General features: G+C 66.1%; 24 protein-coding genes. 10 read left to right on the plus strand and 14 right to left on the minus strand.

Features of this window, described 5'->3' with window-relative positions:
- Positions 1 to 20: 20 nt before the first annotated feature.
- Positions 21 to 779: an alpha/beta hydrolase gene (locus NNX38_RS00800; RefSeq protein WP_255796278.1), complete on the minus strand. Its 759-nt coding sequence runs from the start codon at positions 777 to 779 to the stop codon at positions 21 to 23.
- Between the two features lie 106 nt (positions 780 to 885).
- Here NNX38_RS00800 and NNX38_RS00805 point away from each other — a divergent pair, with 106 nt between their 5' ends.
- Both NNX38_RS00805 and NNX38_RS00810 read left to right on the plus strand, forming a co-directional pair.
- A complete protein-coding gene (locus tag NNX38_RS00805; RefSeq protein ID WP_255796279.1) occupies positions 886 to 2001 on the plus strand; it encodes a GTP pyrophosphokinase family protein in 1116 nt (371 codons plus the stop codon).
- A gap of 51 nt (positions 2002 to 2052) precedes the next feature.
- On the plus strand, positions 2053 to 3102 hold the full coding sequence (locus NNX38_RS00810; RefSeq protein ID WP_255796280.1) for a winged helix DNA-binding domain-containing protein: 1050 nt from the start codon (positions 2053 to 2055) through the stop codon (positions 3100 to 3102).
- A 21-nt stretch (positions 3103 to 3123) separates the two neighbouring features.
- Here NNX38_RS00810 and NNX38_RS00815 read toward each other — a convergent pair whose 3' ends face one another.
- The gene (locus NNX38_RS00815; protein ID WP_255796281.1) at positions 3124 to 4134 is read right to left on the minus strand and encodes a LacI family DNA-binding transcriptional regulator; all 1011 of its coding nucleotides are present in this window, start codon (positions 4132 to 4134) and stop codon (positions 3124 to 3126) included.
- 181 nt (positions 4135 to 4315) lie between these two features.
- On the opposite strand from NNX38_RS00815, the gene NNX38_RS00820 reads away from it, so the two are divergent.
- Complete coding sequence (locus NNX38_RS00820; protein WP_255796282.1) at positions 4316 to 5314, plus strand: SDR family oxidoreductase; 999 nt, start codon at positions 4316 to 4318, stop codon at positions 5312 to 5314.
- A 93-nt stretch (positions 5315 to 5407) separates the two neighbouring features.
- Here NNX38_RS00820 and NNX38_RS00825 read toward each other — a convergent pair whose 3' ends face one another.
- The 4 genes from NNX38_RS00825 to NNX38_RS00840 form a co-directional block, all read right to left on the minus strand.
- Positions 5408 to 5851, minus strand: a complete 444-nt coding sequence (locus NNX38_RS00825; protein WP_255796283.1) for a GNAT family N-acetyltransferase — start codon at positions 5849 to 5851, stop codon at positions 5408 to 5410.
- 79 nt (positions 5852 to 5930) lie between these two features.
- Positions 5931 to 6398, minus strand: coding sequence for an SRPBCC family protein (locus tag NNX38_RS00830; RefSeq protein ID WP_255796284.1), 468 nt, complete (start codon positions 6396 to 6398; stop codon positions 5931 to 5933).
- Between the two features lie 99 nt (positions 6399 to 6497).
- The gene (locus tag NNX38_RS00835; protein WP_255796285.1) at positions 6498 to 8975 is read right to left on the minus strand and encodes a phosphoketolase; all 2478 of its coding nucleotides are present in this window, start codon (positions 8973 to 8975) and stop codon (positions 6498 to 6500) included.
- A gap of 36 nt (positions 8976 to 9011) precedes the next feature.
- Positions 9012 to 11642, minus strand: coding sequence for an ATP-dependent DNA ligase (locus tag NNX38_RS00840; RefSeq protein WP_255796286.1), 2631 nt, complete (start codon positions 11640 to 11642; stop codon positions 9012 to 9014).
- Positions 11643 to 11807: 165 nt separating this feature from the next.
- On the opposite strand from NNX38_RS00840, the gene NNX38_RS00845 reads away from it, so the two are divergent.
- Both NNX38_RS00845 and NNX38_RS00850 read left to right on the plus strand, forming a co-directional pair.
- The gene (locus tag NNX38_RS00845) at positions 11808 to 13310 is read left to right on the plus strand and encodes an SDR family oxidoreductase (RefSeq protein ID WP_255796287.1); all 1503 of its coding nucleotides are present in this window, start codon (positions 11808 to 11810) and stop codon (positions 13308 to 13310) included.
- A gap of 146 nt (positions 13311 to 13456) precedes the next feature.
- On the plus strand, positions 13457 to 14686 hold the full coding sequence (locus NNX38_RS00850; protein ID WP_255796288.1) for an Ig-like domain-containing protein: 1230 nt from the start codon (positions 13457 to 13459) through the stop codon (positions 14684 to 14686).
- On the opposite strand, the gene NNX38_RS00855 is transcribed toward NNX38_RS00850, so the two are convergent.
- The 4 genes from NNX38_RS00855 to soxR form a co-directional block, all read right to left on the minus strand.
- Complete coding sequence (locus NNX38_RS00855) at positions 14683 to 15342, minus strand: pentapeptide repeat-containing protein (RefSeq protein WP_255796289.1); 660 nt, start codon at positions 15340 to 15342, stop codon at positions 14683 to 14685. The genes NNX38_RS00850 and NNX38_RS00855 overlap by 4 nt on opposite strands.
- A gap of 5 nt (positions 15343 to 15347) precedes the next feature.
- Complete coding sequence (locus NNX38_RS00860) at positions 15348 to 15566, minus strand: hypothetical protein (RefSeq protein ID WP_255796290.1); 219 nt, start codon at positions 15564 to 15566, stop codon at positions 15348 to 15350.
- Between the two features lie 66 nt (positions 15567 to 15632).
- Positions 15633 to 16184, minus strand: a complete 552-nt coding sequence (locus tag NNX38_RS00865) for a flavin reductase family protein (RefSeq protein ID WP_255796291.1) — start codon at positions 16182 to 16184, stop codon at positions 15633 to 15635.
- Positions 16185 to 16264: 80 nt separating this feature from the next.
- A complete protein-coding gene (soxR, locus tag NNX38_RS00870; RefSeq protein ID WP_255796292.1) occupies positions 16265 to 16723 on the minus strand; it encodes a redox-sensitive transcriptional activator SoxR in 459 nt (152 codons plus the stop codon).
- A 230-nt stretch (positions 16724 to 16953) separates the two neighbouring features.
- Here soxR and NNX38_RS00875 point away from each other — a divergent pair, with 230 nt between their 5' ends.
- Genes NNX38_RS00875 through NNX38_RS00885 form a run of 3 tightly spaced genes read left to right on the plus strand, consistent with a single transcriptional unit; the run spans position 16954 to position 19130 of the window.
- A complete protein-coding gene (locus NNX38_RS00875) occupies positions 16954 to 17889 on the plus strand; it encodes a thioesterase domain-containing protein (protein ID WP_255796293.1) in 936 nt (311 codons plus the stop codon).
- Between the two features lie 15 nt (positions 17890 to 17904).
- Positions 17905 to 18807 carry a Ku protein gene (locus tag NNX38_RS00880; protein WP_255796294.1) on the plus strand — a complete coding sequence of 301 codons (903 nt, stop codon included), beginning with the start codon at positions 17905 to 17907 and terminating at the stop codon, positions 18805 to 18807.
- Positions 18808 to 18812: 5 nt separating this feature from the next.
- Positions 18813 to 19130, plus strand: coding sequence for a hypothetical protein (locus NNX38_RS00885; protein WP_255796295.1), 318 nt, complete (start codon positions 18813 to 18815; stop codon positions 19128 to 19130).
- A gap of 31 nt (positions 19131 to 19161) precedes the next feature.
- Here the strand turns inward: NNX38_RS00885 and NNX38_RS00890 are convergent, their stop codons facing one another.
- From NNX38_RS00890 to NNX38_RS00900, 3 genes are all read right to left on the minus strand, one after another.
- Positions 19162 to 19401: a DUF2630 family protein gene (locus NNX38_RS00890; protein WP_229951307.1), complete on the minus strand. Its 240-nt coding sequence runs from the start codon at positions 19399 to 19401 to the stop codon at positions 19162 to 19164.
- Between the two features lie 53 nt (positions 19402 to 19454).
- Positions 19455 to 20018 carry a cysteine hydrolase family protein gene (locus NNX38_RS00895; RefSeq protein WP_255796296.1) on the minus strand — a complete coding sequence of 188 codons (564 nt, stop codon included), beginning with the start codon at positions 20016 to 20018 and terminating at the stop codon, positions 19455 to 19457.
- Positions 20019 to 20140: 122 nt separating this feature from the next.
- Positions 20141 to 20644 carry a DUF4383 domain-containing protein gene (locus tag NNX38_RS00900; protein WP_255796297.1) on the minus strand — a complete coding sequence of 168 codons (504 nt, stop codon included), beginning with the start codon at positions 20642 to 20644 and terminating at the stop codon, positions 20141 to 20143.
- A gap of 130 nt (positions 20645 to 20774) precedes the next feature.
- Between NNX38_RS00900 and NNX38_RS00905 the strand changes: the two genes are divergently transcribed.
- Both NNX38_RS00905 and NNX38_RS00910 read left to right on the plus strand, forming a co-directional pair.
- Positions 20775 to 21572 carry an SDR family oxidoreductase gene (locus NNX38_RS00905; protein WP_255796298.1) on the plus strand — a complete coding sequence of 266 codons (798 nt, stop codon included), beginning with the start codon at positions 20775 to 20777 and terminating at the stop codon, positions 21570 to 21572.
- 1 nt (position 21573) lies between these two features.
- Entirely contained in the window at positions 21574 to 23058 is a 1485-nt protein-coding gene (locus tag NNX38_RS00910) for an FAD-dependent oxidoreductase (protein WP_255796299.1), read from the plus strand.
- 89 nt (positions 23059 to 23147) lie between these two features.
- On the opposite strand, the gene NNX38_RS00915 is transcribed toward NNX38_RS00910, so the two are convergent.
- On the minus strand, positions 23148 to 23738 hold the full coding sequence (locus NNX38_RS00915; protein ID WP_320416854.1) for an SRPBCC family protein: 591 nt from the start codon (positions 23736 to 23738) through the stop codon (positions 23148 to 23150).
- Between the last annotated feature and the right edge of the window lie 38 nt (positions 23739 to 23776).

Below are 23776 nucleotides of genomic sequence, written 5' to 3' on the forward strand. Positions count from 1 at the left end.
AGAGCAGTCTCCCGGTTGCCTTAAGGAACAGGTATTCCGGCCGCCTCACGGACCGCCTCGACGACGGCGTCCCATGCCGGGGTGCCGGGGGTGATCATCGCGAAGTGGTCGCCGGGAATGAGGCGCAGCTGCGCCTCTGTACCGCTTGCCCGGGCAGCGTCCACCCAGCTGCTGGAAGAACTGAGCGGCACTGTAGTGTCTTCCTCGCCGTGCAGCGCCCAGACCGGAACCGGCAGCGGCAGTGCACACATGGGATCCGCATCCCGGTAACGCCGGGGATCCTCTTCCGGCGTGCAGCCGAGGAAGTTCCGCACCGCGCCGTTGCTCAGGCCCAGTTCGTAAGCCTCGGCCAGGTTCAGGACTCCGGAGGAGCTGACGACGCCGGCCGGCAGAACGTGCGGATTGGTCCGTGCCGCGGCCAGCACGGCCAGGTGGCCGCCGGCGGAGTGGCCCAGGAGGACCACCCGGGAGAGGTCGACGTCGTACTCCCGTGCCGCCGGCGCCAGCGCGTCGATTCCGGCGCAGACATCCTCGAACGTTTCCGGCCAGCCGCCGCCTTTGCCGGCCCGGCGGTATTCGAGGTTCCAGGCGGCAAAGCCGCGGGCGGCCAGGTCCGCCGCCAGCGGCCGGCCGAGTTCCGCGTCATAGGCTGCACGCCAGTATCCGCCGTGGATGATGACCACCGCTGCCTGCGCTGCGGCACCGCTTTCCGGAAGGGTAAGTTCGGCGTACTGGTCCGGGTGCGGCCCGTAGGAGATACGAAGTGCAGGCGCTGGCATGACGATCCTTCTGCTCGCGGGGCTTAATCTGATAGGGAGCCTATCGCCAGGGTCGGAGAAACGCCGTGCCATAGGCTGGGGGCAGGCAGGGGAAAGGGAAACAGCTTTGAGCGCGTGGGACACACTGGATGAGCGGCTGCGGCCCACAGTCCAGGCCAGTACCGATGAGTACGCCCGGGTCCGGCCGGGATTGGAAGCGGTTACCGCGGAGATGGAAGCGAATCTTCGCGCTGTTTTTGCCGACAGTCCGGTCAAGCCGCTGTTTGTTGCCTCGCGAACCAAGACCGTGGAGTCGTTCCGGGACAAGGCTTCCCGGATGCTGCCCCCGGAGCATCCCGGCGAATTGCCCTCCCTGCTGTTCCCGGATCCGCTGCGCAACCTCACCGACCTCGTGGGCCTGCGCATCATCATGACGCTGCCGCACGAAGTGGATGAAGCGGCGAACCTGATCAAGCGGCAGCGGGCGGAGTTTGACTGCCGCGGCGACCGCGAGAAGGACATTGGCTCCATTGAATCCGGCACCTACGGCTACTCCAGCCGGCACCTGATCCTGCGGACCATCCAGAACGAGACGGTGCGGAAGTTCCACAAGCTGCTTGACCCGGACCAGCGGCCCAACGGCAGCTACCTGTTCGAAGTGCAGATCCGTACCGTGCTGGCCCACGCCTGGTCCGAAATCGAGCATGACATCCGGTTCAAGGCCGGCGATCCCCGGGCCTGGAGCCCGTATTTCGACCGGCAGTTCACGGCAACCGCGGCCATGCTGGAGACGGTGGAAACCGCCTTCGCCGAGCTGCATGAACGCTACGAAACGGTCACCGGTTTCTGGGACGAGGAAGGCCAGGGCAGTGCACCGCTGACCCCGAACCGGATCCGGGACATTTGGATGACCCTGCTCCCGCACGTCAACCGCAAGTCCGGTGATGACTGGGGGTGGGCAGCGGAAATGCTGGCTGCGCACGGCATGAAGACCACCATGGACCTGGCCGGGCTGCTGCAGGCAGAGGCCATCACGAAGGTCCGCGCGGCCCTGGATCACCGCTATTCGCCCGGACCGGACCGGCTGCTCGATGACCTGCTGCTCTGGCGTTTCGGCAAGGAACACATCGACCTCACGGCCGAACCGGAGGATGCACCGGTCAAACCCCGCCGGGAGTCCCTGGGTCGCCGTTACCGGCTGATGCAGCTTTACCGGGCGCGGGAAGCGGACCAGGGCCAGTAGCCGGTCCCCGGAACCTTGCCGGGCACCGCTGCGCCCGCATAGCTTTGCCCCGTGGTCATTTCTCTTTCAGGGCAGGATGCACGGCGGATGCGGCGCTCCTCGCAGCTGCTGGGCGGTTCGGATCTGTCCCCGGCCGACGTCGTAAGGCGTGCGGTCGCGCTGCAGGGCCAGGACCTGCCCGCAGTGCTGCGGGCCATTGCCGTCCGTTCCCGCCCCGGAACCACCGTCCAGGACGTCCGGGACGCGTTTGACCGCGGCGAACTGGTGCGCGGCTGGCCGATGCGCGGCACCCTGTTCGCCACCACTCCGGAGCATCTGGCGGCCCTGCTGTCCTTCACCGCGGAACGCATCCGAAACATGGCTGCCCGACGCCGGGCTGAGCTGGGGCTTGAGGAGACGGTACTCGCGCGGGGCCGGGACACCCTGCGCGAGGCGCTGGGCGAGCGGCCCCTGCGGCGCTCCGAGGCGCTGGAACTCTGGGAAGCTGCGGGGATCGACACCACCGACGGACGCGGCTACCACCTACTGATGCACCTCTGCGTGGAGGGTCTGGCGCACTGGGGACGGTTTTCCGGTACCGAGCAACTCCTCACCCTCACGGCACCGCGCGCCGTCAGCCCGGGAGCGGCCGACGGCGACCTCACGGCCCTGGTGCGCGGCTTCGTGCTGGCGCGCGGTCCGGTCACCGAAGCTGACCTGGCCTGGTGGACCAAGCTGCCCAGGACCGTGGTGCGCAAGGCCGCGGCCGGGGTGGCGGACCTGGTTCAGGTGGAAGTGGACGGTCGGCCGGCGTGGATCATCGGTGAGCCGGAGATTCCGGAGCGTTCCAGAGTGTCACTGGTGCCGGCGTTCGATGAGTGGATCCTCGGTTACGCGGACCGTTCCCTGGTTGCCAGCCCGGCGATGCTGGCGGCAATTGTCCCGGGCGGCAACGGGGTCTTCCGCCCGGCCGTGCTCGACGACGGCGTGGCCGTGGGAACCTGGCGGCTGCCCCGCACTTCCCGGGCCACCCCGGAACCGGTAATCGACCTGGTGGAACGGGTCTCGGCAGCCAAGCGGCGGGCCATCGAGCGGGCAGTGGCGAACTGGCCGCACGGCTGACGGGTTGCGCGGGTTACCTGCTCAGGCCGAAACGCGCCTCACCAGCCGGACCGGCGGCAGGCTCGGCTCAGCTGGCTGCACGATAGATTCCACACCTGATTCCGGAGCGCCAAGCGGCGCACCCAGCGGCGCCACGGCCATCCGCGCAAACCGCTCCCCCAGCTCCCGGGCGTCCATCCGTACCGTGGTCAGCGGCGGCACCGCCAGCGACGCCAGCGGAATGTCCTCAGCTCCGATCACCGCCAGGTCCTCCGGTGCACTCAGTCCATGCGCGGCCAGCCCTGCCAGCAGGGCGAAGGCGTGCTCGTCGTCGAACGCACAGGCTGCGGTCACCGGCTGCGGTCCTGCTCTCCAGCGGTCGACGACGGCAGCCGCCTCCCCTGCGTCCAGGCCCAGCCGGGCGACGTCGGGCTGCGGAAGCCCGAGCCGGCTGCAGGCGTCCGCAATCGCTGCCAGCCGGACATCCACCCGCCAGGCGTAACCGGACTCCGGTGGAACCGCCACGCCGATCCGCCGGTGTCCCGCGGCGGCCAAGTGCTGTACCTGGCATGCCCCGATGCCGAGGTCCGGCGCCAGCGGGTCTTCCAGCGCCTGGTGCAGGGACGCCACCTTGATGCCGCTGGCCGCCAGGGCTGCCAGTTCCGGCTCCGGGAGCGGGGTGAGGAGGATCAGCGCTGCCGGAGCCAGCGACTGCACCAGGGACGGCGCTCCCCCCTGCGCCGGCAGCCGGTGCGCCACCAGACGCAGTCCCTGCCGTTCCACTTCCTCGGAGGCGGCGTCGATCATGATGGCCAGGGCGCGGCCCAGGGGCTCGGGCGGCAGCAGCATCAGGACCAGGTCGCTGCGGCCGCGGCGCAGGGTGCGGGCAGCCGTCGACGGCGTGTACCCGAGTGAGCGGGCTGCGGCCAGCACCCTGTCCTGCGTCGCGGTGGAGATACTCTGCCCGGCACGGCCGTTGAGCACGTAACTGACGGTGGCACGGGAGACGCCCGCGGCCTGCGCGACGTCGTTGGACGTGACCCTGCGGTTCATCCCGTCCCTCTTTCGCCTAGCCTTTGCGACCCGCCCAAACACGGCAATGTCAGCCCTTATCCATTGGAGATTTCTCCGGTAGTCTGACGATACAGGCAACTTACACGTGTAACCATCGCGGTGAGCTGCCGAAACCGGCGGCCGCAGATTACGGCCGCTCCCCGATCGAAAGGACCGGTTCGTGGCCAATTCGCCCATCACCGCCCAGAACACCGTCCAGCAGTGGCTCGACCACCCCGCCGGCGGCCCCGCCATCCGCGGTTTCCTTGCACAGGCCGGTAGCGACGAGAACACACTCGGCCCCGCCCTGACCATGAAGCTGCAGCAGCTGGTTGACCTCAGCCAGGGCAAGTTCCCGCAGGCCGCCGTGGATGAACTCGTGAAGCAGGCCAACGGCGGCGTGATGCCCGAGATCGCGGAAACCGCCCTGCCGACCGTTGAAGGCCGTTTCGAAGGCCGCACCATCATCGTCACCGGCGCCGGTTCCGGCATCGGCCGTGCCACCGCCAGCCGCATCGCCCGTGAAGGCGGCCGCGTGATTGCCGTCGACATCGCCGAGGTGAAGATCAAGGAACTCGCCGAAGAACTGGGCGAGGCCATTGTTCCGGTTGCGGGCGACCTGACCGACGCCGCCGCCATTGACCGCATCATGGCCGCATCCGGCGCCAAGATTGACGGTCTGGCCAACGTGGCCGGCATCAATGACGACTTCTCCCCGCTGCACGAGGTCTCGGATGCCATGTGGCAGAAGATCTTCGCCGTCAACGTGGACGGCCTGATGCGCCTGACCCGCGCCGTGCTGCCGACCATGCTCGAAGCACGCAAGGGCTCGATTGTGAACATCACCTCCGAGGCCGGCCTGCGCGGCTCCGCTTCCGGTGTGGCCTACACGGCGTCCAAGCACGCCGTCGTCGGCATTACCCGCAGCACCGCGTTCATGTACGCCCGTGAAGGCATCCGTGTAAACGCCGTGGCTCCGGGCGGCGTGGCCACCGGCATTCCGATGGGCGGCAAGACCAGCGAGTACGGCGAGGCTCGCTTGTCCCCGGCACGCGTGAATATTCCGGGCCTGGCCTCGGCGGAGGACCTCGCGGCCTCCATCACGTTCCTGCTCAGCGATGACGGCGTGAACATCAACGGCGCCATCCTGCCGTCCGACGGCGGCTGGTCCGCGGTCTAATCACTCACCACAGATAAGCACGACGGCGGCCGGTTCCCTTCTCCGCGGAGGGAACCGGCCGCCGTCGTTGTTTTGGCCGGTCCTTGCCGCGGGTCAGAACCGGTAGACGGCCAGTTCCTCCGCCGCCTCGAAACCGTGCCGCGCGTAGAAGTTCTTTGACGCCTGCGACGGCGAGGTGACAATCCGCGCCGCCCCGATGCCCCGCGCATAGTCGACTGCCGCGGACACCAGGGCGCTGCCTACCCCCGCGTTGCGGTGCGCGGGCAACACGTAGGTATTCGCCAGGTAAACCCAGACTGAAGCCGGTTTGTCCGGTTTCGGCATGCGCTCGAAGATCGACAGGTTCAGCATGCCGATCAGGGCGTCGCCGCCATCCGCAACGGCAACGAAGAAGGTACGCGGGTTGGCCGCCAGCCACGTGCTGAACTCGGCCACAAAGCCCGCATCAGCCGGACCGTCCCCGCCCGCCTCGGCCACCCAGGCAGCCCGGAGCCGGGCGAGTTGGGGGATGTCCAGCGGTGTGCTTTCGCGAATCATTGCGCCACCTTACAACGACGGCGGCCCGCGCCCTCCCGAAGGAAGGCACCGGCCGCCGTCGTACGTTCTAAAAAAGCCCCTAGGCTCCGGAAACCGCTGCGGCGAGCTTGTTCAGTGAGTCCTCAAGGTCGTCCTTGGACACCAACGGGAAGGAAACCTTCTTCAGGGTTTCCTTGTCGGTGACGTGGGACCAGTCATAGGTCAGGGTCACCTCGGTGGAGTCGGCGCCGTCGGCCTGAAGTTCCCAGACCCACTGCCAGCCCTTGGGCTCGGTGCCGGCCGGGGCGGTCTGCCAGGCCAGCAGCTTGTTGTGGTCGTACCCGGTGACGTGGTTTTCCGTCTGGTAGTCGCCCATTTTTTCATTGTGCATGTTCATTTTGAAGACCTGGCCGGAAGCCGTGATGCGGTCGGTCTTCTCGTCCGAAACGACCATGCCGGAACCGTCCAGCTCGTGGTGGCGCTCGGGGTTGGACAACAGGTTAAAGATGTCTGCTGCCGAGGCATCGATGACCCGGGAAACTACAACGCTCGTCTGATCAGTGGTCAATGAACTCTCCTTCGATGGATGGATCGTACTTTTTCCACGGCGGGCTGCCCCTTACGGGCGCCGCCGAAGCTTGTGCGTACCGCGCCCGGCCGGTGAAACTCAGCCGGGCGTGTCCTGCTCTGCTTCCTGCAGGTTCCAGCCGGTGATGTACGGCGGATCCTGCCCTTCGTCGCGGGTGTACTGCCGGGCACGTGCCCGTTCGTCCTGCAAATGCTGCCGGAAGGACGCCTGCGTCGATCCCAGCGACGCTACCCGGTCCAGCACGTCGATGGCCAATTGGAACCGGTCAATCTGGTTCAGCATGGCCATGTCGAACGGTGTGGTGGTGGTGCCTTCTTCCTTGTACCCGCGCACATGCAGGTTGTCGTGGTTGGTGCGCCGGTAGGTCAGGCGGTGGATCAGCCAGGGATAGCCGTGATAGGCGAAAACCACCGGCTTATCCTGCGTGAACAGGGTGTCGAAATCCCGGTCGGACAGCCCGTTCGGATGCTCGCGCGGATCCTGCAGCACCATCAGGTCCACCACGTTGACCACCCGGATTTTCAGCTCCGGCAGTTGGTCCTTCAGCAGCGCGGCAGCGGCCACTGTTTCCAGGGTCGGCACGTCGCCGGCGCAGGCCATCACGACGTCGGGATCGGTCCGGGTGCCCGGACCCCCACCTTCGCTGCCGGCGAAGTCCCAGATCCCGATGCCGCGCTCCACGTGCAGCAGCGCCTGCTCCGGGTCCAGCCAGACCGGGGCCGGCTGCTTGCCGGAGACCACCACGTTGACCCGGTCCCGGCTGTCCAGGATGTTCCCGGCCACGGCCAGCAGTGTGTTGGCGTCCGGCGGGAGGTAGACCCGGATGACGTCTGCCTTTTTGTTCACCACGTGGTCAATGAAGCCGGGGTCCTGGTGCGAGAACCCGTTGTGGTCCTGCTGCCAGACGTGGCTGGAGAGCAGGTAGTTGAGCGAAGCGACCGGCTGACGCCAGCTCAGCCCGCGGCTGACCTTCAGCCACTTGGCGTGCTGGTTGAACATGGAATCCACAATGTGCACAAACGCCTCGTAGCAGTTGAACACGCCGTGCCGGCCGGTCAGCAGGTACCCCTCCAGCCATCCCTCGCACAGGTGCTCGCTGAGCACTTCGGCCACGCGTCCGCTGCGGGCCAGATGTTCGTCGAGTTCGTCAATCCGCTGCTGCCAGGCCTTGTCCGTGACGTCATAGACGGCCTGCAGCCGGTTGGACGCTGTCTCATCCGGCCCGAAAATCCGGAAGTTGGAGGGGTTCTTCCGGATCACTTCGCGCAGGTAGCCGCCCAGATTAAACATCGGGCTGACCCGTTCGGAGCCCGGATGGTCGATCTTCACGGCATGGTCCGCGTACTCCGGCAGGTGCAGGTCCTGGAGCAGGCGCCCGCCGTTCGCGTACGGCGTTGCACTCATGCGCAGGTCCCCTTCCGGGGCCAGCGCGGCAATTTCTTCGACAAGCCGGCCCTCGGCGTCAAACAGCTCCCCGGGTCGGTAGGACTGCAGCCATTCCTGCAGCTGGGCCAGATGCTCCGGGTTGTCGTGGATCTCGGACAGCGGCACCTGATGCGCACGCCAGGTGCCCTCGACCTGCAGTCCGTCGACTACGGCCGGCCCGGTCCAGCCCTTGGGCGAGCGGAAGACGATCATCGGCCACCGCGGAGCGTGCTGCTCCATCGCATCGGCGGGGACGTCCGGGGTCACCGCGGTTTTTTCGCCGGTGCGGTACGGCTCCTGGATCGAGGTGATTTCCGCCAGGCAGGTCTCCAGCACGGCAGCGAAGTCCTCATGGGCCTGCCGGACGGCGTTCGGATCCTCCACGGTCACCACGTAGGGGCGGTAGCCGTAGCCTTCGAGCAGCTTCAGCAGCTGTTCCTCGGGCATCCGGGACAGGATGGTGGGGTTGGCGATCTTGTAGCCGTTCAGGTGCAGGATGGGCAGCACCGCCCCGTCCACGGCCGGGTCGAGGAAGCTGTTGGAATGCCAGCTGGCGGCCAGCGGACCGGTTTCGGCCTCGCCGTCGCCGATCACCGTGGCAGCCACCAGGTCCGGGTTGTCGAAGACCGCCCCGTAGGCGTGGGCCAGGGAATAGCCCAGTTCACCGCCCTCATGGATGGACCCGGGAGTCTCCGGGGCCGCATGGCTGGGGATTCCGCCGGGGTAGGAGAACTGCCGGAACAGGGTGCGCAGCCCTTCCTCGTCCCGTCCCACATGGCTGTAAATCTCCGAGTAGGTGCCTTCCAGCCAGGCGTTGGCAACATTCGCCGGGCCGCCGTGCCCTGGTCCGGTAATGAACAGGACGTTGCGTTTCTGCTCGCGGATCAGCCGGTTCAGGTGGGCGTAGATGAAGTTCAGTCCGGGGGTGGTGCCCCAGTGGCCCAGCAGCCGCGCCTTGACGTCGGATTTTTCCAGCGGCCGGCGCAGCAGCGGGTTGTCCCGCAGGTAGATCTGCCCGGCGGAAAGGTAGTTCGCGGCCCGCCACCAGGCGTCCACGCCGTCCAGGGCGCTGTCGGGATGCGGTTCTGTGCCGGGGATGCGGTCCGGCGGGGCAGCACTGGTCTCGGTCATCTTGGGTCCTTTCCGGACGGTGTAGACGTGGTGAGCCTAGACGGTCTCCACCACGACGTCGGAGGGTTTCTTATCGGGGCGCAGGCCGCGCCAGACGGGATGGCGGAGTTTTCCGGTGCCGGTGCGTTCGGAGAAGGTCACTTCGCCCACCAGTGCCGGCCGCACCCACTGGGCATCGGAGGCATCTGCGGACGGAACATCGTCCAGCGGCGCCGTTTTGCGGGACATCTTCTTCAGGCGCGGGCCGATAGTGGCGAGGTCCTTCTCGCTCAGTCCGGACCCGACCCGTCCGATGTATTTCAGGTCAACCCCGTCCGGAACGGCAACCAGGAGGGAACCGACCTTGTTCTGCCGGTTGCCCTGCCCCGGCCGCCAGCCCACCACCACTACCTCCTGGGTGAGCTGGTTCTTCAGCTTTACCCAGTTCTTGGAACGCTTGCCGGGGTTGTAGGTGCTCGTGCGGCGTTTGGCCATCACGCCTTCCAGCCCCAGTTCCTTGCTGGCCGCCACCGCCTCGTCCATGGACATGTCCAGTGCGGGGGGAACCTGAAGGTGCCCGCCGGGGACGGGCTCGACGGCCTGCTCGAGGATTTCGCGGCGTTGTTCGTAGGTGAGGTCCGCCAGCGAGTTCCCGTCCAGCCAGAGCAGGTCAAAGACCATCAGGTGTACCGGCGTCCGCCCGGCGGCGGCGGCGATTTCCCGCGGTTTGGTCAGGTGCATGCGGGGCTGCAGCAGGCCGAAGTCCGGCCGGCCGGCCTTGTTCAGCGCGACGAGTTCGGCGTCCAGTACGGCCCGTTCCCCGTTGAGGTGCGCGCTGAGGTCCTGCAGTTCCGGATAGGCGGCGGTCATGTCATTGCCGTTGCGGGAGATCAGCCGGGTGCCTTCCGGCGTTACCGTGACGACGGCGCGCACGCCGTCCCATTTCATTTCGAAGGCCCACTCGTCGTCGTCGTTGATCTCGGCCCGGCTGCCGAGGGTTGCCATCATCGGCTCGACCGAGGGCACCGAGGCGTCTTCCGCGTCGCGGGCCACCTTCCCGACGTCGATGGACGAGGTTTTTGCCGGGGCGGCGGCCGTGGCGGGGCGTGTCCGGGCGGCAGCGGCCACGGACTCCGTGGGCGATTCCGGCGCGTCCACGGGCGCATCCGCAGGAGCGGCGGCGGACCCGTCGGCCGGAGCTTCGGGCGTCCCCTTTTCGCCCGGCTTCGGCTGGTTCTTCATGAGGTGGATCAGCCAGTTATTGTTGGCCTTGTCGCCGCCCGAGCCGGTGTGGATCAGTGCGTAGCGCCGGTCGGCGGCCCCTTCCCGGGCCAGGCCGCCGTCGGGTTGGCCGTGGAGTACGGCGATGACTTCCTTGCCGTCCCGCCACTTTTCCCGCTCATACGTGCCGTGATCCCAGATGGTCACGTCCCCGCCGCCATATTCCCCTTTGGGAATATGTCCTTCAAACTTGCCGTAATCCAGCGGATGATCCTCGGTCTGCACGGCCAGATTGTTCTTTCCGGACGTCGACGGCGGGCCCTTGGGCAGCGCCCAGGACACCAGCACGCCGTCGTGCTCCAGGCGGAAGTCCCAGTGCAACCGGCGGGCGTGGTGCTCCTGGATAACGAAGCTGTTGCCCTCCGAGGAAGTGGACGGTTCCTCCGGGACGGGTTCCGGTGTCTTTGCGGCGTCCCGCATGCTCCGGTACTTGGTCAGCCGGTCCCCGCCGGAGCCGGCCTCGGTGTCGCCGGTCTCCGCTTCCTCGAGTGCTTCTGCCTCGAAGGCGCCGCTTTCCATGCCGGCGAGCGGATCGGACCCGCTGCGGACGCGGTCCATCACCTGCAGGTAGTCCAGTTGGGCGAGATCCGGATCCTCGAGTTCTTTCCAGGTCCGCGGGGCGGCCACCGTGGGCGTGAACCGTCCCCGCAGCGAGTAGGGGCAGATAGTGGTCTTGTTGCCGTTGTTCTGGCTCCAGTCCACCAACACCTTGCCCACGCGCCGCGTCTTCTTCATGTCGCTGACCACCAGATCCGGATGGTCCGCCTCCAGGGCGCGCGCCAGCTCATGGGCCACCGCATTGATGTCGTCGGAGCTCTGGCTTCCGTCCAGTGCGGCATAGAGGTGGATGCCCTTGGAACCGCTGGTCACGGGCCGGGCGTCAAGGCCCATGTCAGAGAGGATTGCCCTTGCCAGCCGGGCCACTTCGGCGCATTCGGCCAGCCCCGCCCCTTCACCGGGGTCGAGGTCCAGCACCATCCGGTCCGCATTGCCGATCTTGCCGCGCGGCCCGAACTGCCACTGCGGCACATGGATTTCGAGGGCGGCGGACTGGGCCAGCCAGGTCAGCGTGGCCAGGTCATTCACCACCGGGTAGGTATTGGTGGAGGTTTTGTGCTCGATCGAGAACCGCTTCACCCAGGACGGAGCGGAGTCCTCGAGGTTCTTCTGGAAGAACACCTGGCCGGGATGCTCGGGAGTCCCCACACCGTGCACCCAGCGCTTGCGGGTCGCCGCTCGGTTGCGCGAGTGCGGCAGCATGTACTCGGCCACGGCAGCGTAGTAGGCAATCACGTCCGCCTTGGTGGTCTCCGTTTCCGGATAAAGCACCTTGTCCAGGTTGGTCAAGCGGAGCCGGTGCCCCTCCACACTGACGGTCTCCTGGTTTTTTCCTCCGCCTGTCGCCATGCCCCCTAGTCTTACCGGGATACCGGGCAAATACCAGTATTTCATCAGGGGGCTTATCAATCCGGAGGTAACCTCCACAGCAGACCGGAAGAGTCTTCGGAAGGTTTCACCCAGAGTGTCCGGCTGGCCTGACCATCGGCGGCGGCGCGCGCGTATGTTGGAAAAATGACGGAAAGCCAGCACATTCTGGTCACTGGGGCCACCGGTTACATCGGCGGACGGCTTGTTCCGCTTTTACTTGAGGACGGCCACCGCGTGCGGGTCCTGGCACGCTCCCCCGAAAAGCTCTCGGATGTGCCCTGGGCGTCCGACGTCGAAATCGTCCAGGGCGACCTTTCGGACCGGGAATCTGCCGCGGCCTCCTTCACCGGTATCGACACCCTCTACTTCCTGGTGCACTCCATGGCGTCCGGGAAGGGTTTTGGCGGTCAGGAGGCAGCTATCGCCCACTTGGTGGCCGACGCCGCCGCGGAGGCCGGCGTGCAGCGGATCGTGTATCTCGGCGGGCTGCATCCGGAGGAAGGCGAGTTGTCGCCGCACATGAAATCCAGGACCGAGGTGGGGCGGATCCTGCTCGACGGCGAGGTGCCCGCCGTTGTCTACCAGGCCGGCGTCGTGATCGGTTCCGGTTCCGCCTCCTTCGAGATGATCCGGCACCTGACAGAAACCCTGCCCGTGATGCCGGCGCCAAGCTGGGTACGTCGTCGCATCGAACCGATTGCCGTCCGGGACGTCCTGCACTACCTGGTGCGGGCCGTGGACCTCCCCGCCGGCGTGAACCGGACCTTCGATATCGGGTCCCGGGAAGTCCTGACCTACGCGGAAATCATGAACGGATATGCGGAGGAAGCCGGATTGCCCCGGCGCCGCATCTACGCCCTGCCGCTGCCGGCTCCCCGGCTGGCCGGACTATGGGTGGCCCTGGTGACCCCGATCCCGCGTTCGATGTCGTTGCCGCTGGTGGAATCCCTGCAGCACGACGCCGTTGCCAAGGAACACGATATTGACCAATACCTGCCGCTGCCCGACGGCGGACTGACGGACTACCACGACGCAGTGAAGCGGGCACTGGGCAAGGAGAAGCGCGGCGAGGTGGAGACCACCTGGGCCAGCGCCTCGGCGTCGTCCGATCTGGCCTCCGATCCCCTGCCCAGCGACCCGGACTGGGCGGGCCAGACGGTTTATGTGGACTCCCGGCAGCGCCGCGCGGCCGTGGATCCGGCCGCGGTCTGGCAGGTCATCGAGGGAGTGGGCGGCCGGAACGGCTGGTATTCGCTGCCCATGGCCTGGGCCATCCGCGGGGTGCTGGACAAAACCGTCGGCGGGGCGGGCCTTACCCGCGGCCGGCGGAACCCCACCACACTGTTCACCGGTGACGTGGTGGACTGGTGGCGGGTGGAACTGCTGGAGCGCGGCACCCTGCTGCGGCTGCGTGCGGAGATGCGGGTGCCCGGCAAGGCCTGGCTGGAGATGCGGGTGGACCCGGACGGCGACGGCGGCAGTGTCTACCGGCAGCGGGCCATTTACTTCCCGAAGGGTCTGGGCGGCAAGCTCTATTGGTGGCTTATTGCCCCTTTCCACGGCCTGATCTTTCCCTCCATGGCCAAGAACATCACCCGGCAGGCAGCGCGCCTCACAACCCCGGCCGCCCCCGACACGGCCGTTTAGGCGACAATCGTGTAACAGCGTCCGCGAAATCCAAAGAAGCTAATATCATCGGTAGGACTATACGCGCCGGTCGAGCCGGCCCAGCTGCAACTATGCCGGTTCCGTCTTCCTGACGGCTCCCGGCGTGTACTTGAGGGGACTTGGCTGTGCAGGACAAGAAGAGCCGTAAATGGCCAATAGCCGCGGCGGTTGCCGCGGTGCTCGTCATAGGCGGAAGTCTCGGCGCAGCCTTCGCCACCGGCCGTCTGGGCCCGTCCGAAACCGGTTCGTCTCCCTCGGCCGGCTCATCGGCATCGGCGTCGCCCTCCGTGCAGGCCGCCCCGGTATCCATCACCACCACGCCGGCTGACGGCGCCGTAGGCGTCAACCCCGCAGATCTTCCCTCCGTCACTGCCACCAACGCAGTCATCAACAAGGTCATCCTGAAGCCGGAGGCCGGCGGAGATCCCGTACCCGGCGTAATGTCCGCAGACGGAGCCGTCTGGACCGCCGATGCACCGTTGGCCTTCAACACCAGGTACGGCATGGAGGTGGTGCTCACCGACTCCGCCGGCAAGGAGACCACACGCAGGCAGGGCTTCGAAACCGTGCTTCCCGCAAATGAAGCCAATGCCTTCATGTATCCGCAGAACGCCGCCAGTGTGGGCGTGGGCCAGCCCATCGACATCACCTTCAGCGAACCGGTCACCAACAAAGACGCCGTGGAACAGGCCATCACGGTCACCAGCACCTCGGGCCAGACCGGTGCCTTCTTCTGGATCACGGACAACCGGGTCCGCTACCGCCCGGAGGCCTTCTGGGCCCCCAACAGCGCCATCACCGTGGACATGCAGTTGTTCGGCGTCGACTTCGGCAACGGCATGATCGGCAACTTCAACGAAACCCGCACCTTCAACACGCACAACACCCGCCTGGCCGTGGTGGATAACAGCACCAAGACCATGCAGGTCTTCCTGGACGGGCAGCTGGTCCGGACCTTCCCCGTCACCCTCGGCGAACCCACCTGGCCTTCGCCCGGCGGCTACCAGGTTGTCGTCAGCCAGCACGAGAAGCTGCCCTTCCGCGCCGAAAGCATCGGACTGTCGCCCGGAGACCCGGACTACTACGAACCGTTCGACGCCTCGTGGGCCAGCCGCCTGACCAACAGCGGCGTCTTTGTCCACCAGGCCCTCGACGGCGCCGTAGGTGCACTGGGCCGGATCAACGTTTCGCACGGCTGCGTAGGGATGTCCGCCGAAGGAGCCAAGTACTTCTACGACACCTTTGACGCCGGCGACGTGGTGCAGGTGCTGAACACCGAAGCCGGGCCGGTCCCCATTGACGACGGCTACGGCGACTGGAACATCCCCTGGGACCAGTACGCCGGGCAGCCCTAAGCTTCCACGCGCAGGCCCAACTCGGCCGCGAACAACGGAGCCAGCAGCATCAACTGCTCTTCGTCCACAGTGAACCCTTTGAGTCCGTCGATTTTGCCAACGCTCCGGAACACGGATCCGCGCAGGTCCGCGTCCACCGCCGTGCCGCCACCCAGCAGCATCGAGTCGATCCGGCAGTCGCGGAACGCCACCCGGTTCAGCCGCGCGCCTTCGAGGTCCAGTTCCCCGATGATGCAGTCGGAGAACAGCACGTTGGTCAGGCTGCAGTCCCGCAGGTCAAGGAAATCGATCTTGCCGCCGTCAACGCGGACGGAGTTCCAACTTCCGCCGTGAAGATCCGCGGAACCCAGGCGCGGATTGGAAATTTCCACGTCCCGAAACGAGGTTTTGGCAGCCCGGAACACTGGGGCATAGAGGTTCTCCAGCGTTGATTCCAGAAACCGGGCGGCGGTGAGGTCGGCGTTGTCCAGGGACACTCCTGTGAGGCTGCATTCGGAGAACACTGCGCCGCGCAGCTCTAAGCCGGCGAAAGACTCTCCGTTATAGGCCACCGCTTCCTGATGGCTGCCCACCGGGACGTCGGCACCGTCGCTCAGGTCCTGCGGGCGGACCGGCTCAAGGACCGGCGGTTTGGTGCCGGTGCTGCGGGAACGCACCATACCTAGGCGGACCGGCGGCCGATGAGGAAGTATGCGATGGGACCGGCGAAGTTGATGCCGCACGCAGCCATCCACCATCCGCGGCTGCCGCGGATCTGGTCCTTCGGTCGCTTCTTCAAATCCCGCAGCGCTGCTCCGGCGAGCAGAAACTGGACTCCGGTCAGGGCTCCCAGGCCCTTTTTCTGTCCGCTGCTCAGGTCCTTGAGTTTTTTCTTTGCCATCGCCGTGCCTTCCGGTGGGTAGGTTCCCGCCGACGGTCGTCGAACGGGCCTGAACCCGATTATCCGCTATTGGCCGCTTCCGGGAGCAACCGAGCCGGCCTGGCCGAGCACGGAGTGCCCGCCCAGGCGGTGATAGGTGCGGTTGTGGTAAACCAGCGGTTCCTGCTCCGTGCTGCCGGGGAGGATTTCCAGGACGGTGGCTGCGATCAGGATGGAACTGCCCACCGGGATCCTGCCGTCGATCCGGCAGCGAAGTGCCACGGGGGCTTCTTCCAGGAGGGGTTCGCCGCCGGGCAGCGTGCGGGTTGGCGTGGAGCTGAACCGATCCGCGCCCTGCCGGGCGAAAAGTGCAGCGAGTCCGGCATTGTCGGCGCCAAGCAGGTGGACGACGACGGTCTCGGACCCGGCAATGACACCGGCGGTCCCGTGGGTTGAGGCCAGGGAAAAGGACAGGATCGGCGGCTCCGCCGACACGGAGGAAACCGAGGAGGCGGTCAGGCCCACGGGGCCGCTGCCGCCGTCGGCCGTAATGATGGCCACGCCCGCCGGATGAGCCCGAAAGGCGTCCTTGAATGCATCCGTTACATTCCGCTCGCACAGAGCCGTATTCCGCGTCATCTCAAGTCCTTCCGCAGACCAACCCATCGAGGGCATCCCTCAACGCTAGAACCTCAACCTTAGTTGAGGTCAAATCGTGCCTAGACGTCGAATGCCCGGGCGCCCGTGCCGGTGCCCGCATCATCAGGATTCACGAACCGGCACTGGGCCAGTGAGAGGCAGCCGCAGCCAATGCAGCCGCCGAGCCGGTCACGAAGCGCCTGCAGGTGGCGGATGCGGGTATTGAGTTCCTGCTGCCAGGCGGCGGAAAGCCGCTGCCAGTCGGCCTGGTCCGGAACTCCGTCCGGAGGCAGTGCGGCGAAAGCACGGTTGATTACGGCCAGCGGAATGCCTGCCTGCTGCGCGGCGCGGATCACGGCCACCCGCCGCAGCACCGATCGGTCATAGCGCCGCTGGTTACCAGGTGTCCGCCGGCTGGAGAGCAAGCCCTGACGCTCGTAAAAGTGCAGCGCCGAGACGCTGACGCCGCTGCGCTCGGCCACCTGCCCCACGGACAGTTCCACACGCGCCGGCCCGGATCCGGGTGTATTCGCTTCCACGGCCTCGCCTTCCATCGCTGCACCCATTATCCGCCCGCTGCCGCCGCCCGCGTTCCGGAGGCAATTATGCGGGCGCGCCGGTCCGCGGAACCGAACGAAGCCAGCAGGATTCAGTCCTTCCCTCCCGTTCACTGGCGGCCGGGACTGCGGCATGTGAAAGTGTCCCTATCGGGCCGAAACCGCTGCGTTGCGCGGTCGGTAAAGGTGCCGCCGCAACGAAGGAGGCAGCCATGGATCCCGCACCCCTCGGACCGCCGGAGAAACCCGGAACGCTGGTTTTCCTGCCGGGCACCGGCCGGCCCAACCCGCAGCTCGCGGACTGGATCCGGGAGCAGGTGGCCGAGGTGCCGGGATTATCCGATTACCGGGTGCTGGCGGTTGACTGGGCCGCCGCCGCACCCGATGAGGTCAGCTTTGTCCCGGCATTGCCCCCGCGGTATGTCGCCGACGATCCGCCCGGCGTTACCGATACGTCCCTGGCCCTTGCCCTTTTCGGCATGGACCTGGTGGCGGCTGATCCGCTGAAACAGGCCTCCAGTGCCGGTGCCCCGCCGGCGCGGCCTGACGCGGCTTTCCTGGGGGAAACGCTGCAGGACCTGGTCCTGGGGGTGCTCACGGACGCGGGGATCCGGCACCGGATCCGCCTCACGGATGCCGCGGGCAGCTTCTTCGGCAAGGTCGCCTTTTATCTGCGCCACGGTCCCGCTGCCCGTGCCCGCGTTGCCGACGCCCTGCGCAGTACGGACCAAGCTGCACCGGTGGTGCTGTTCGGACACAGCCTCGGCTCCGTGGCGGCTGTTGACCTGCTCAGTTCCCCCGAGGCGGAGGGCATCCGGGTGGATCTGCTGGTGACCGTGGGCTCGCAGGCGCCGTGGTTCTACCTCCTGGATGCCCTCGCCTACCTAGGACCGGACCGCGGCGGTTCAGGGCCGGCAGTTCCCTGGTTGAATTTCTGGGACGAGCGCGACCTGATTTCCTTTTGCGCCGAACGGGTGTTTGCCGGCCGGGATGTGAACGTGACCGACAGCGAAGTGGACTCGGGCAAACCCTTTCCCGAATCCCATACCGCCTATTTTTCCGATCCGCGCGTGTACCGGCAGCTGTGGGAGCATCTGCGGGAGGCACGCGCAGACAAACCCGGCTCTGGCAACGGAAGCGGAATCTAGTGTTCACTGGATTACATGAGAGCGATCTGGAAAGGCGCCATTGCGTTTGGGCTGGTCAACGTGCCGGTCAAGGTTTATGCCGCCACCGAGGACCACGACGTCAGCCTTCACCAGGTGCACGGCAAGGACGGCGGACGCATCCGCTACCAGCGCCGCTGCGAGATCTGCGGCGAGGTGGTGGAATACAAGGACATCGCCAAGGCGTACGACGACGGCGAGCAGACCGTGGTCCTCACCGACGAGGATCTGGCGTCCCTTCCCGTGGAGAAAAGCCGGGAAATCGATGTCGTGGAATTCGTGCCCAGTGAGCAGGTGGATCCCATCCTGTTTGACCGGACGTACTACCTGGAGCCGGACTCCAAATCGACGAAGTCCTATGTACTGCTCCGCCGCACCCTTGAGGACACCGACCGCACGGCTATCGTGCAGTTCTCGCTCCGGCAGAAGAGCCGGCTGGGTGCCCTGCGCGTACGCGGCGACGTGCTAACCCTCCAGACCCTGTTGTGGGAGGACGAGGTCCGGGAGGCCACCTTCCCCTCGCTGGATGAAAAGGTGCGGATTTCCGCCAAGGAGCTGGAGATGTCCTCGGCCCTCGTGGATTCCTTCAGCGGGGACTTCGACCCCTCGGAATTCACCGACGATTACCAGGAACAACTCAAGACCCTGATCGATGCCAAGCTCGAACAGGGAGAATCGCTCGACACGGAGGAGACCTTCGGCGGAGAATCCGAGGAAGACGAGGGCGGCAAGGTCCTGGACCTTATGGAGGCGCTGCGGCGCAGCGTAGAGAAGAACCGCGACAAAAAGAGCGGCACCGACACTAAAAGCACCAAAGAGGACGGCGCCAAGAAGGCTCCCGCCAAAACCTCGAACTCCAAGAGCACGAAAAGCACAGCCAAAACCCGGAAAGGCGCCTGACCACTATGGCATCTCGTAATTTCTTCACGGACCAGTTCGGCCGGCAGACCATTTTCAAGGTGCCCAACGGGCCGCTCATCGGCTGGGGCGTGTTTGGCGTTGCGTCCATGATGGCACTGACGCCCAGGAACGCCGGGCTGCTGAAAACCCTCAGCAAAGGCTGCCTGATGGTCTGGGCCCTTGGGGAGACCTTCCGGGGTGAAAGCGGCTTCCGGCGCAGCATCGGTGCCGCCACCCTGCTGCGTGAGGTCACCGGCCCGGCGGACCCGGATACTGAAGCCGGCACGCCGAAGGTTTCCGGCAGCAGCCGGAAGCAGCACTAGTCCGCTCGGGGCCGCCCGTACGGGATGATCCCTACTGGCGGTATCCCTCGACTTCACCCACGGGCCGCTCCTGCGCCTCATCCGGGTTCTGTCCGGCGTCGGCCTTGGCCCGCCGCTGGCGGAGGAGGTCCCAGTACTGGTCGAGCTGTTCCTCCACCCGCCTTAGCTCTGCGGCATGCTTTTCGGGTTCCGCACCCGGGTCCGCCTCACGAAGGGACTGCTCCTGCGCTACGAGTTCCTGGATCCGGTGCTGGATTTCCTGTTCGTCCATGGCTCCTACGCTAACCGGGGCGGACGGCGGATTCCAGCACTGGGCGCGGCAGTCTAGGCCTGCTGTGCGTTGAAGAAGTCCTTCAGCTCGGCATTGCTCTCGATCGGCTGGCGGTACTCGTCCGAGAGCACGCGCAGGACCGCTTCTTCGTACTCGTCATTGGTGGAGGCCAGTGCCTCGCGGGCAAAACGGACGCGGAAATTGTTCGCGAAGGCGTCGGCGGCGGTTTGGGCTACGCAGTTGTGGGTCGCGACGCCGGCCAGGACCAGGGTCTCGACATTCCAGTTACGCAGCCGCAGCAGGAGATCCGTGCCTACAAAAGCGCTGTCTCGGGTCTTCACCAGGCGCGGCAGGTCCGCGTAGTCCAGCCCCGGAATGAAGTCGGCCTGCTCGCTGCCGCTGAAGATGAAGCCCTGGTCGTCGTCCAGCATGCTCAGGGTCCAAGTGGACTTATCCCGCTCGTGTTCGGTGCAGACCATCAGCACCGGAATACCGGCGGCCTTGGCCAAGCCGATGAGCTCGTTGGTTTTTTCCACCAACCGTTCCTGATGCTTCTGCAGGGCGGGGCTTTCGAAGTAGGCATTCTGCATGTCAATGACCATCAGTGCGGCGGACAATCCAGGTTCCTTTCGGCGAAACCGCCCGGTGCGGGCGTGTCGGTAAACCTAGTCTGCCAGCACTGGAAGGCTGCAGGCCAAACGCGCGTCCCGGCTGCTGTACCCCCGGAACGCTGTGGATCCTAGTTGGGAACTGATCCTTCGCCGGGGTTCGGGTTGCTGCGGTACGAGCTCGATTCGCTCTCACGGCCCAGGAAGATACCCAGCAGGATCATCACTACGGCCAGCACTGCGTGCAGCCAATTGTCCGCCGTGTTGAAGGGAACGAAGTTGGCGTCTGAGTCCAGCGGGATGAGCAGCCCGTAAATGAAGAGCAGGGCGTAGAGGATGCCTCCTCCCAGCAGATAGAGCTTGGCCGAGGAGTGCTTTCGCGCCAGGGCAAGCCCGGCAAAGCCCAGCAGCATGTGGACCACGTTGTGCAGCACCGACACCTGGAAAATACCCAGGAGGGCGGCCTCCGATGCGTATCCCGAGAAGTAAAGCTGGCCGTAATTGATGGTGGCCCCGGGAATGAACCCCAGGACTCCGATAAGCAGGAAAACAATCCCAAAGGCAATTGCGGCTTTTTGCGCACTGGTCCTGCGGGCCGAAAGACCGCCGCCGGAACTGTAGCTGGGGTATGCCATGATGACTCCTCTGCTCCGCAGCACGGGAGGACCGGACCGGGAGGATTCGGTGATCAGGACTTTAAACTGTTGCACAATTGGGGCAAGGTGGGAAGCATACTGACTTTCCAGGACCATGAGGGGGTACCAAATGGGGTTTGCGCCTAAAACGGCGATAGTCACGGGGTCTGATTCCGGCATAGGACGTGCCGTGGCCGTAGCTCTGGCCAAGGCGGGAATGGATGTGGGCATCACCTGGCATTCCGATGAACAGGGTGCCATGGACACTGCGGAGGAGGTCCGCTCGCACGGCCGCACCGCCGTCGTCGCCCGCCTGGACACCACAGATCTGCCCGCATGCGCGGACGTCGCGGACTCCCTGGCGGAGCAGCTGGGCGGCCTGGACGTGTTCGTCAACAACTCCGGGACCGGAGACGGGCAGAAGTTCCTGGACCTGACCTATGACGCCTGGCGCACCACGGTGGACACCAACCTCAGCGGGGCTTTTGTCTGCCTGCAGCGGGCAGCTCAGCGCATGGTTGCGCAGGGCAACGGCGGCCGGCTGATCGCCGTCACCAGCGTCCACGAACTCCAGCCACGGGTGGGCGCTGCGGCCTACACTGCCTCCAAGCACGGGCTCGGCGGGCTGATGAAGACCATCGCCCTGGAGCTGGGAAGCTACGGGATCACGGCCAATTCGGTGGCGCCCGGGGAAATTGCCACACCCATGACCGGACAGACCGACTCCGACCCTCGGGCCGAGGACCGCCCCGGCATTCCCCTGGGCCGGCCCGGCTACGCCTCCGAAATCGCCGACGTCGTGGCTTTCCTGGCCTCACCGGCCTCGTCCTACGTCACCGGGGCCTCATGGCCCGTCGACGGCGGCATGCTCCAGATGGGACCGCAGGGCGGCTCCCACATCACTTCGTCAGCTTGGCGGGAAGGATAACTTGAAATCTCTATGGCTCGATAACGCGCCCGTTATACCCACTGATCCCTTCGACCCCGAGGCGTCCTACGACACCGTGGTGGTCGGTGCCGGACTTACCGGCCTCACCACGGCGGCCCTGCTGGCCCGCAGCGGACAGCGCGTGGCCGTCCTGGAAGCACGCACGGTAGGCGCCGTCAGCACCGGCAACACCACAGCCAAGGTTTCCCTGCTGCAGGGAACGCAGCTCTCCGGCATCACCTCGCACCACAACGCGGAGACCGCCCGCCAGTATGTGGAAGCCAACCGGCAGGGACAAAGCTGGCTGCTGCGCTTCTGCGACGAAAACGGGATCGGCTACGAGGTCCGGGACGCGTACACCTACGCCACCACCGAGCAGGGGCTCAAGAGCCTGCGGAAGGAACACGAGGCGGCCCAGGCCGCCGGACTCGACGTCGAGTTCACCGCGGAGACCGAACTGCCCTTTGAAACCACTGGTGCACTTCGGCTTCGCGACCAGGCACAGATCCAGCCGATGACGGTGCTGGCCGGCCTGGCCAAGGACTACCGCGCCCATGGCGGCACCCTGATCGAGGGCGTCCGGGTGACCGGCGCCCGCCATGAGGAGGGGGCCGGCATCAAGGTCGGAACCAGCCAGGGCGAGGTCACCGCCCGGCACCTGGTGTTGGCCACCGGCATCCCGATCCTTGACCGCGGCGGCTACTTTGCCGTCCTGAAGCCCGAGCGTTCCTATGCGGTAGCCCTGCCGGTAACGGGAACGGTTCCGCAGGGCATGTACCTCTCCGTCGATTCGCCCACCCGCTCGCTGCGTACCGCAGAGGCAAACGGCATCTCCTACCTGCTCGCCGGGGGCAACGGGCACACGGTCGGCCGGAAAAAGCACACCCAGGAACTGGTGGACGATCTGGTGGACTGGACCGTGGAGAACTTCGCAGTGGGAAGCGCGGCCAGTTATGCCTGGTCGGCGCAGGACTACTCGCCGGCACGGAGCCTGCCCTACGTCGGGCAGCTGCCGCTGATGGGTTCCAACATCTATGTAGCCACCGGATACAACAAGTGGGGCATGACCAATGCCGTTGCGGCTTCGCTGGCCCTGAGCGCGGAGATCCTCGGCGGAGAGAACCCGTGGGCGCGCGAGCTGTACAAGCCCCGGGTGGCCCCGCTCGATGCCGCCTCCACCCTGCGGGACAACGCCGAGGTGGGGCTTTCCATGCTCACCGGCTGGGCCGCCGGACTGGCCAACAGCACCGACGCGGCCCCGCCGGAGGGGCAGGGCGTGGTCTCCCGGGAGAACGGGAAGCCGGTGGGTACCTGCACCGTGGCCGGCGAGACCAGCCGGGTGTCGGCCGTGTGCCCGCACCTCAAGGGAGTCTTGAACTGGAACGACGCCGAACAGTCCTGGGACTGTCCGCTGCACGGCTCCCGGTTCACGGCCAAGGGCACCCTGCTGGAAGGTCCCGCGGTCAAGAACCTCGATCCCGCCTGATCGCCGGACCCGGTAAACCCGGACACCGTTAAACAGAGACTGCGGATGCCTTGAAGGCATCCGCAGTTCTTATTTGACCTGCCGGATGGTTAGAGGCCGGCCCGGGGTCCGCCGGATTCCGGGTCATCCATTGCCGGATCCACGTCCGGAGCCGCCGCGAGCCGCGACGTGTCAGTGGAGGTAGGTCCTACCGGAGCCGTGCCGGCTGCGCCGGTGGCAGCATTGCCCGGTGCATCAACGTTTCCCCGCCACGAACCCGTTTCCGAACCGCGGCTCTCAATGAATTCCTTGAAACGGGCAAGATCGGATTTGACCTGCCGGTCATCGGCGCCGACCACGGAACCCAGCTTCTCAACGACGTTTTCGGGTTCCCAGTCCAGCTGGACGGTTACCCGGGTCTCGGCGTCGCCCAGGCGGTGGAACGTTACGACGCCGGCATGGGACTTTCCGTCAGTACTCTTCCACGCGACCCGCTCGTCCGGATGCTGCTCGGTGATTTCAGTGTCGAACTCCCGCTCGACACCGGCCACCTTGGTCACCCAGTGGGTGGTGGTGTCCGAAAGCTGGGTGATGGAGATAACGCCGCCCATGAAGTGGGGGAAGGACTCGAACTGGGTCCACTGGTTGTAAGCGGTGGTTACCGGTACTGATACGTTGATTGACTCTTCTACGGTGGTCATGCTGTCCCTCCGGTAGTGCGAATCCTGCCTTTGGCCGG

This window comes from Arthrobacter sp. zg-Y238 (genome assembly GCF_024385525.1).
In the GTDB taxonomy this organism is placed as follows: domain Bacteria; phylum Actinomycetota; class Actinomycetes; order Actinomycetales; family Micrococcaceae; genus Arthrobacter_B; species Arthrobacter_B jinronghuae.

Excerpts from the sequence above, each read along its gene's own strand:
- NNX38_RS00800 (WP_255796278.1), bottom strand. The coding sequence starts at position 779 with ATGCCAGCGCCTGCACTTCGTATCTCCTACGGGCCGCACCCGGACCAG.
- NNX38_RS00815 (WP_255796281.1), bottom strand. The coding sequence starts at position 4,134 with ATGAACCGCAGGGTCACGTCCAACGACGTCGCGCAGGCCGCGGGCGTC.
- NNX38_RS00825 (WP_255796283.1), bottom strand. The coding sequence starts at position 5,851 with ATGATTCGCGAAAGCACACCGCTGGACATCCCCCAACTCGCCCGGCTC.
- NNX38_RS00835 (WP_255796285.1), bottom strand. The coding sequence starts at position 8,975 with ATGACCGAGACCAGTGCTGCCCCGCCGGACCGCATCCCCGGCACAGAA.
- NNX38_RS00840 (WP_255796286.1), bottom strand. The coding sequence starts at position 11,642 with ATGGCGACAGGCGGAGGAAAAAACCAGGAGACCGTCAGTGTGGAGGGG.
- NNX38_RS00845 (WP_255796287.1), top strand. The coding sequence starts at position 11,808 with ATGACGGAAAGCCAGCACATTCTGGTCACTGGGGCCACCGGTTACATC.
- NNX38_RS00860 (WP_255796290.1), bottom strand. The coding sequence starts at position 15,566 with ATGGCAAAGAAAAAACTCAAGGACCTGAGCAGCGGACAGAAAAAGGGC.
- NNX38_RS00865 (WP_255796291.1), bottom strand. The coding sequence starts at position 16,184 with ATGACGCGGAATACGGCTCTGTGCGAGCGGAATGTAACGGATGCATTC.
- NNX38_RS00875 (WP_255796293.1), top strand. The coding sequence starts at position 16,954 with ATGGATCCCGCACCCCTCGGACCGCCGGAGAAACCCGGAACGCTGGTT.
- NNX38_RS00880 (WP_255796294.1), top strand. The coding sequence starts at position 17,905 with ATGAGAGCGATCTGGAAAGGCGCCATTGCGTTTGGGCTGGTCAACGTG.
- NNX38_RS00885 (WP_255796295.1), top strand. The coding sequence starts at position 18,813 with ATGGCATCTCGTAATTTCTTCACGGACCAGTTCGGCCGGCAGACCATT.
- NNX38_RS00890 (WP_229951307.1), bottom strand. The coding sequence starts at position 19,401 with ATGGACGAACAGGAAATCCAGCACCGGATCCAGGAACTCGTAGCGCAG.
- NNX38_RS00900 (WP_255796297.1), bottom strand. The coding sequence starts at position 20,644 with ATGGCATACCCCAGCTACAGTTCCGGCGGCGGTCTTTCGGCCCGCAGG.
- NNX38_RS00905 (WP_255796298.1), top strand. The coding sequence starts at position 20,775 with ATGGGGTTTGCGCCTAAAACGGCGATAGTCACGGGGTCTGATTCCGGC.
- NNX38_RS00915 (WP_320416854.1), bottom strand. The coding sequence starts at position 23,738 with ATGACCACCGTAGAAGAGTCAATCAACGTATCAGTACCGGTAACCACC.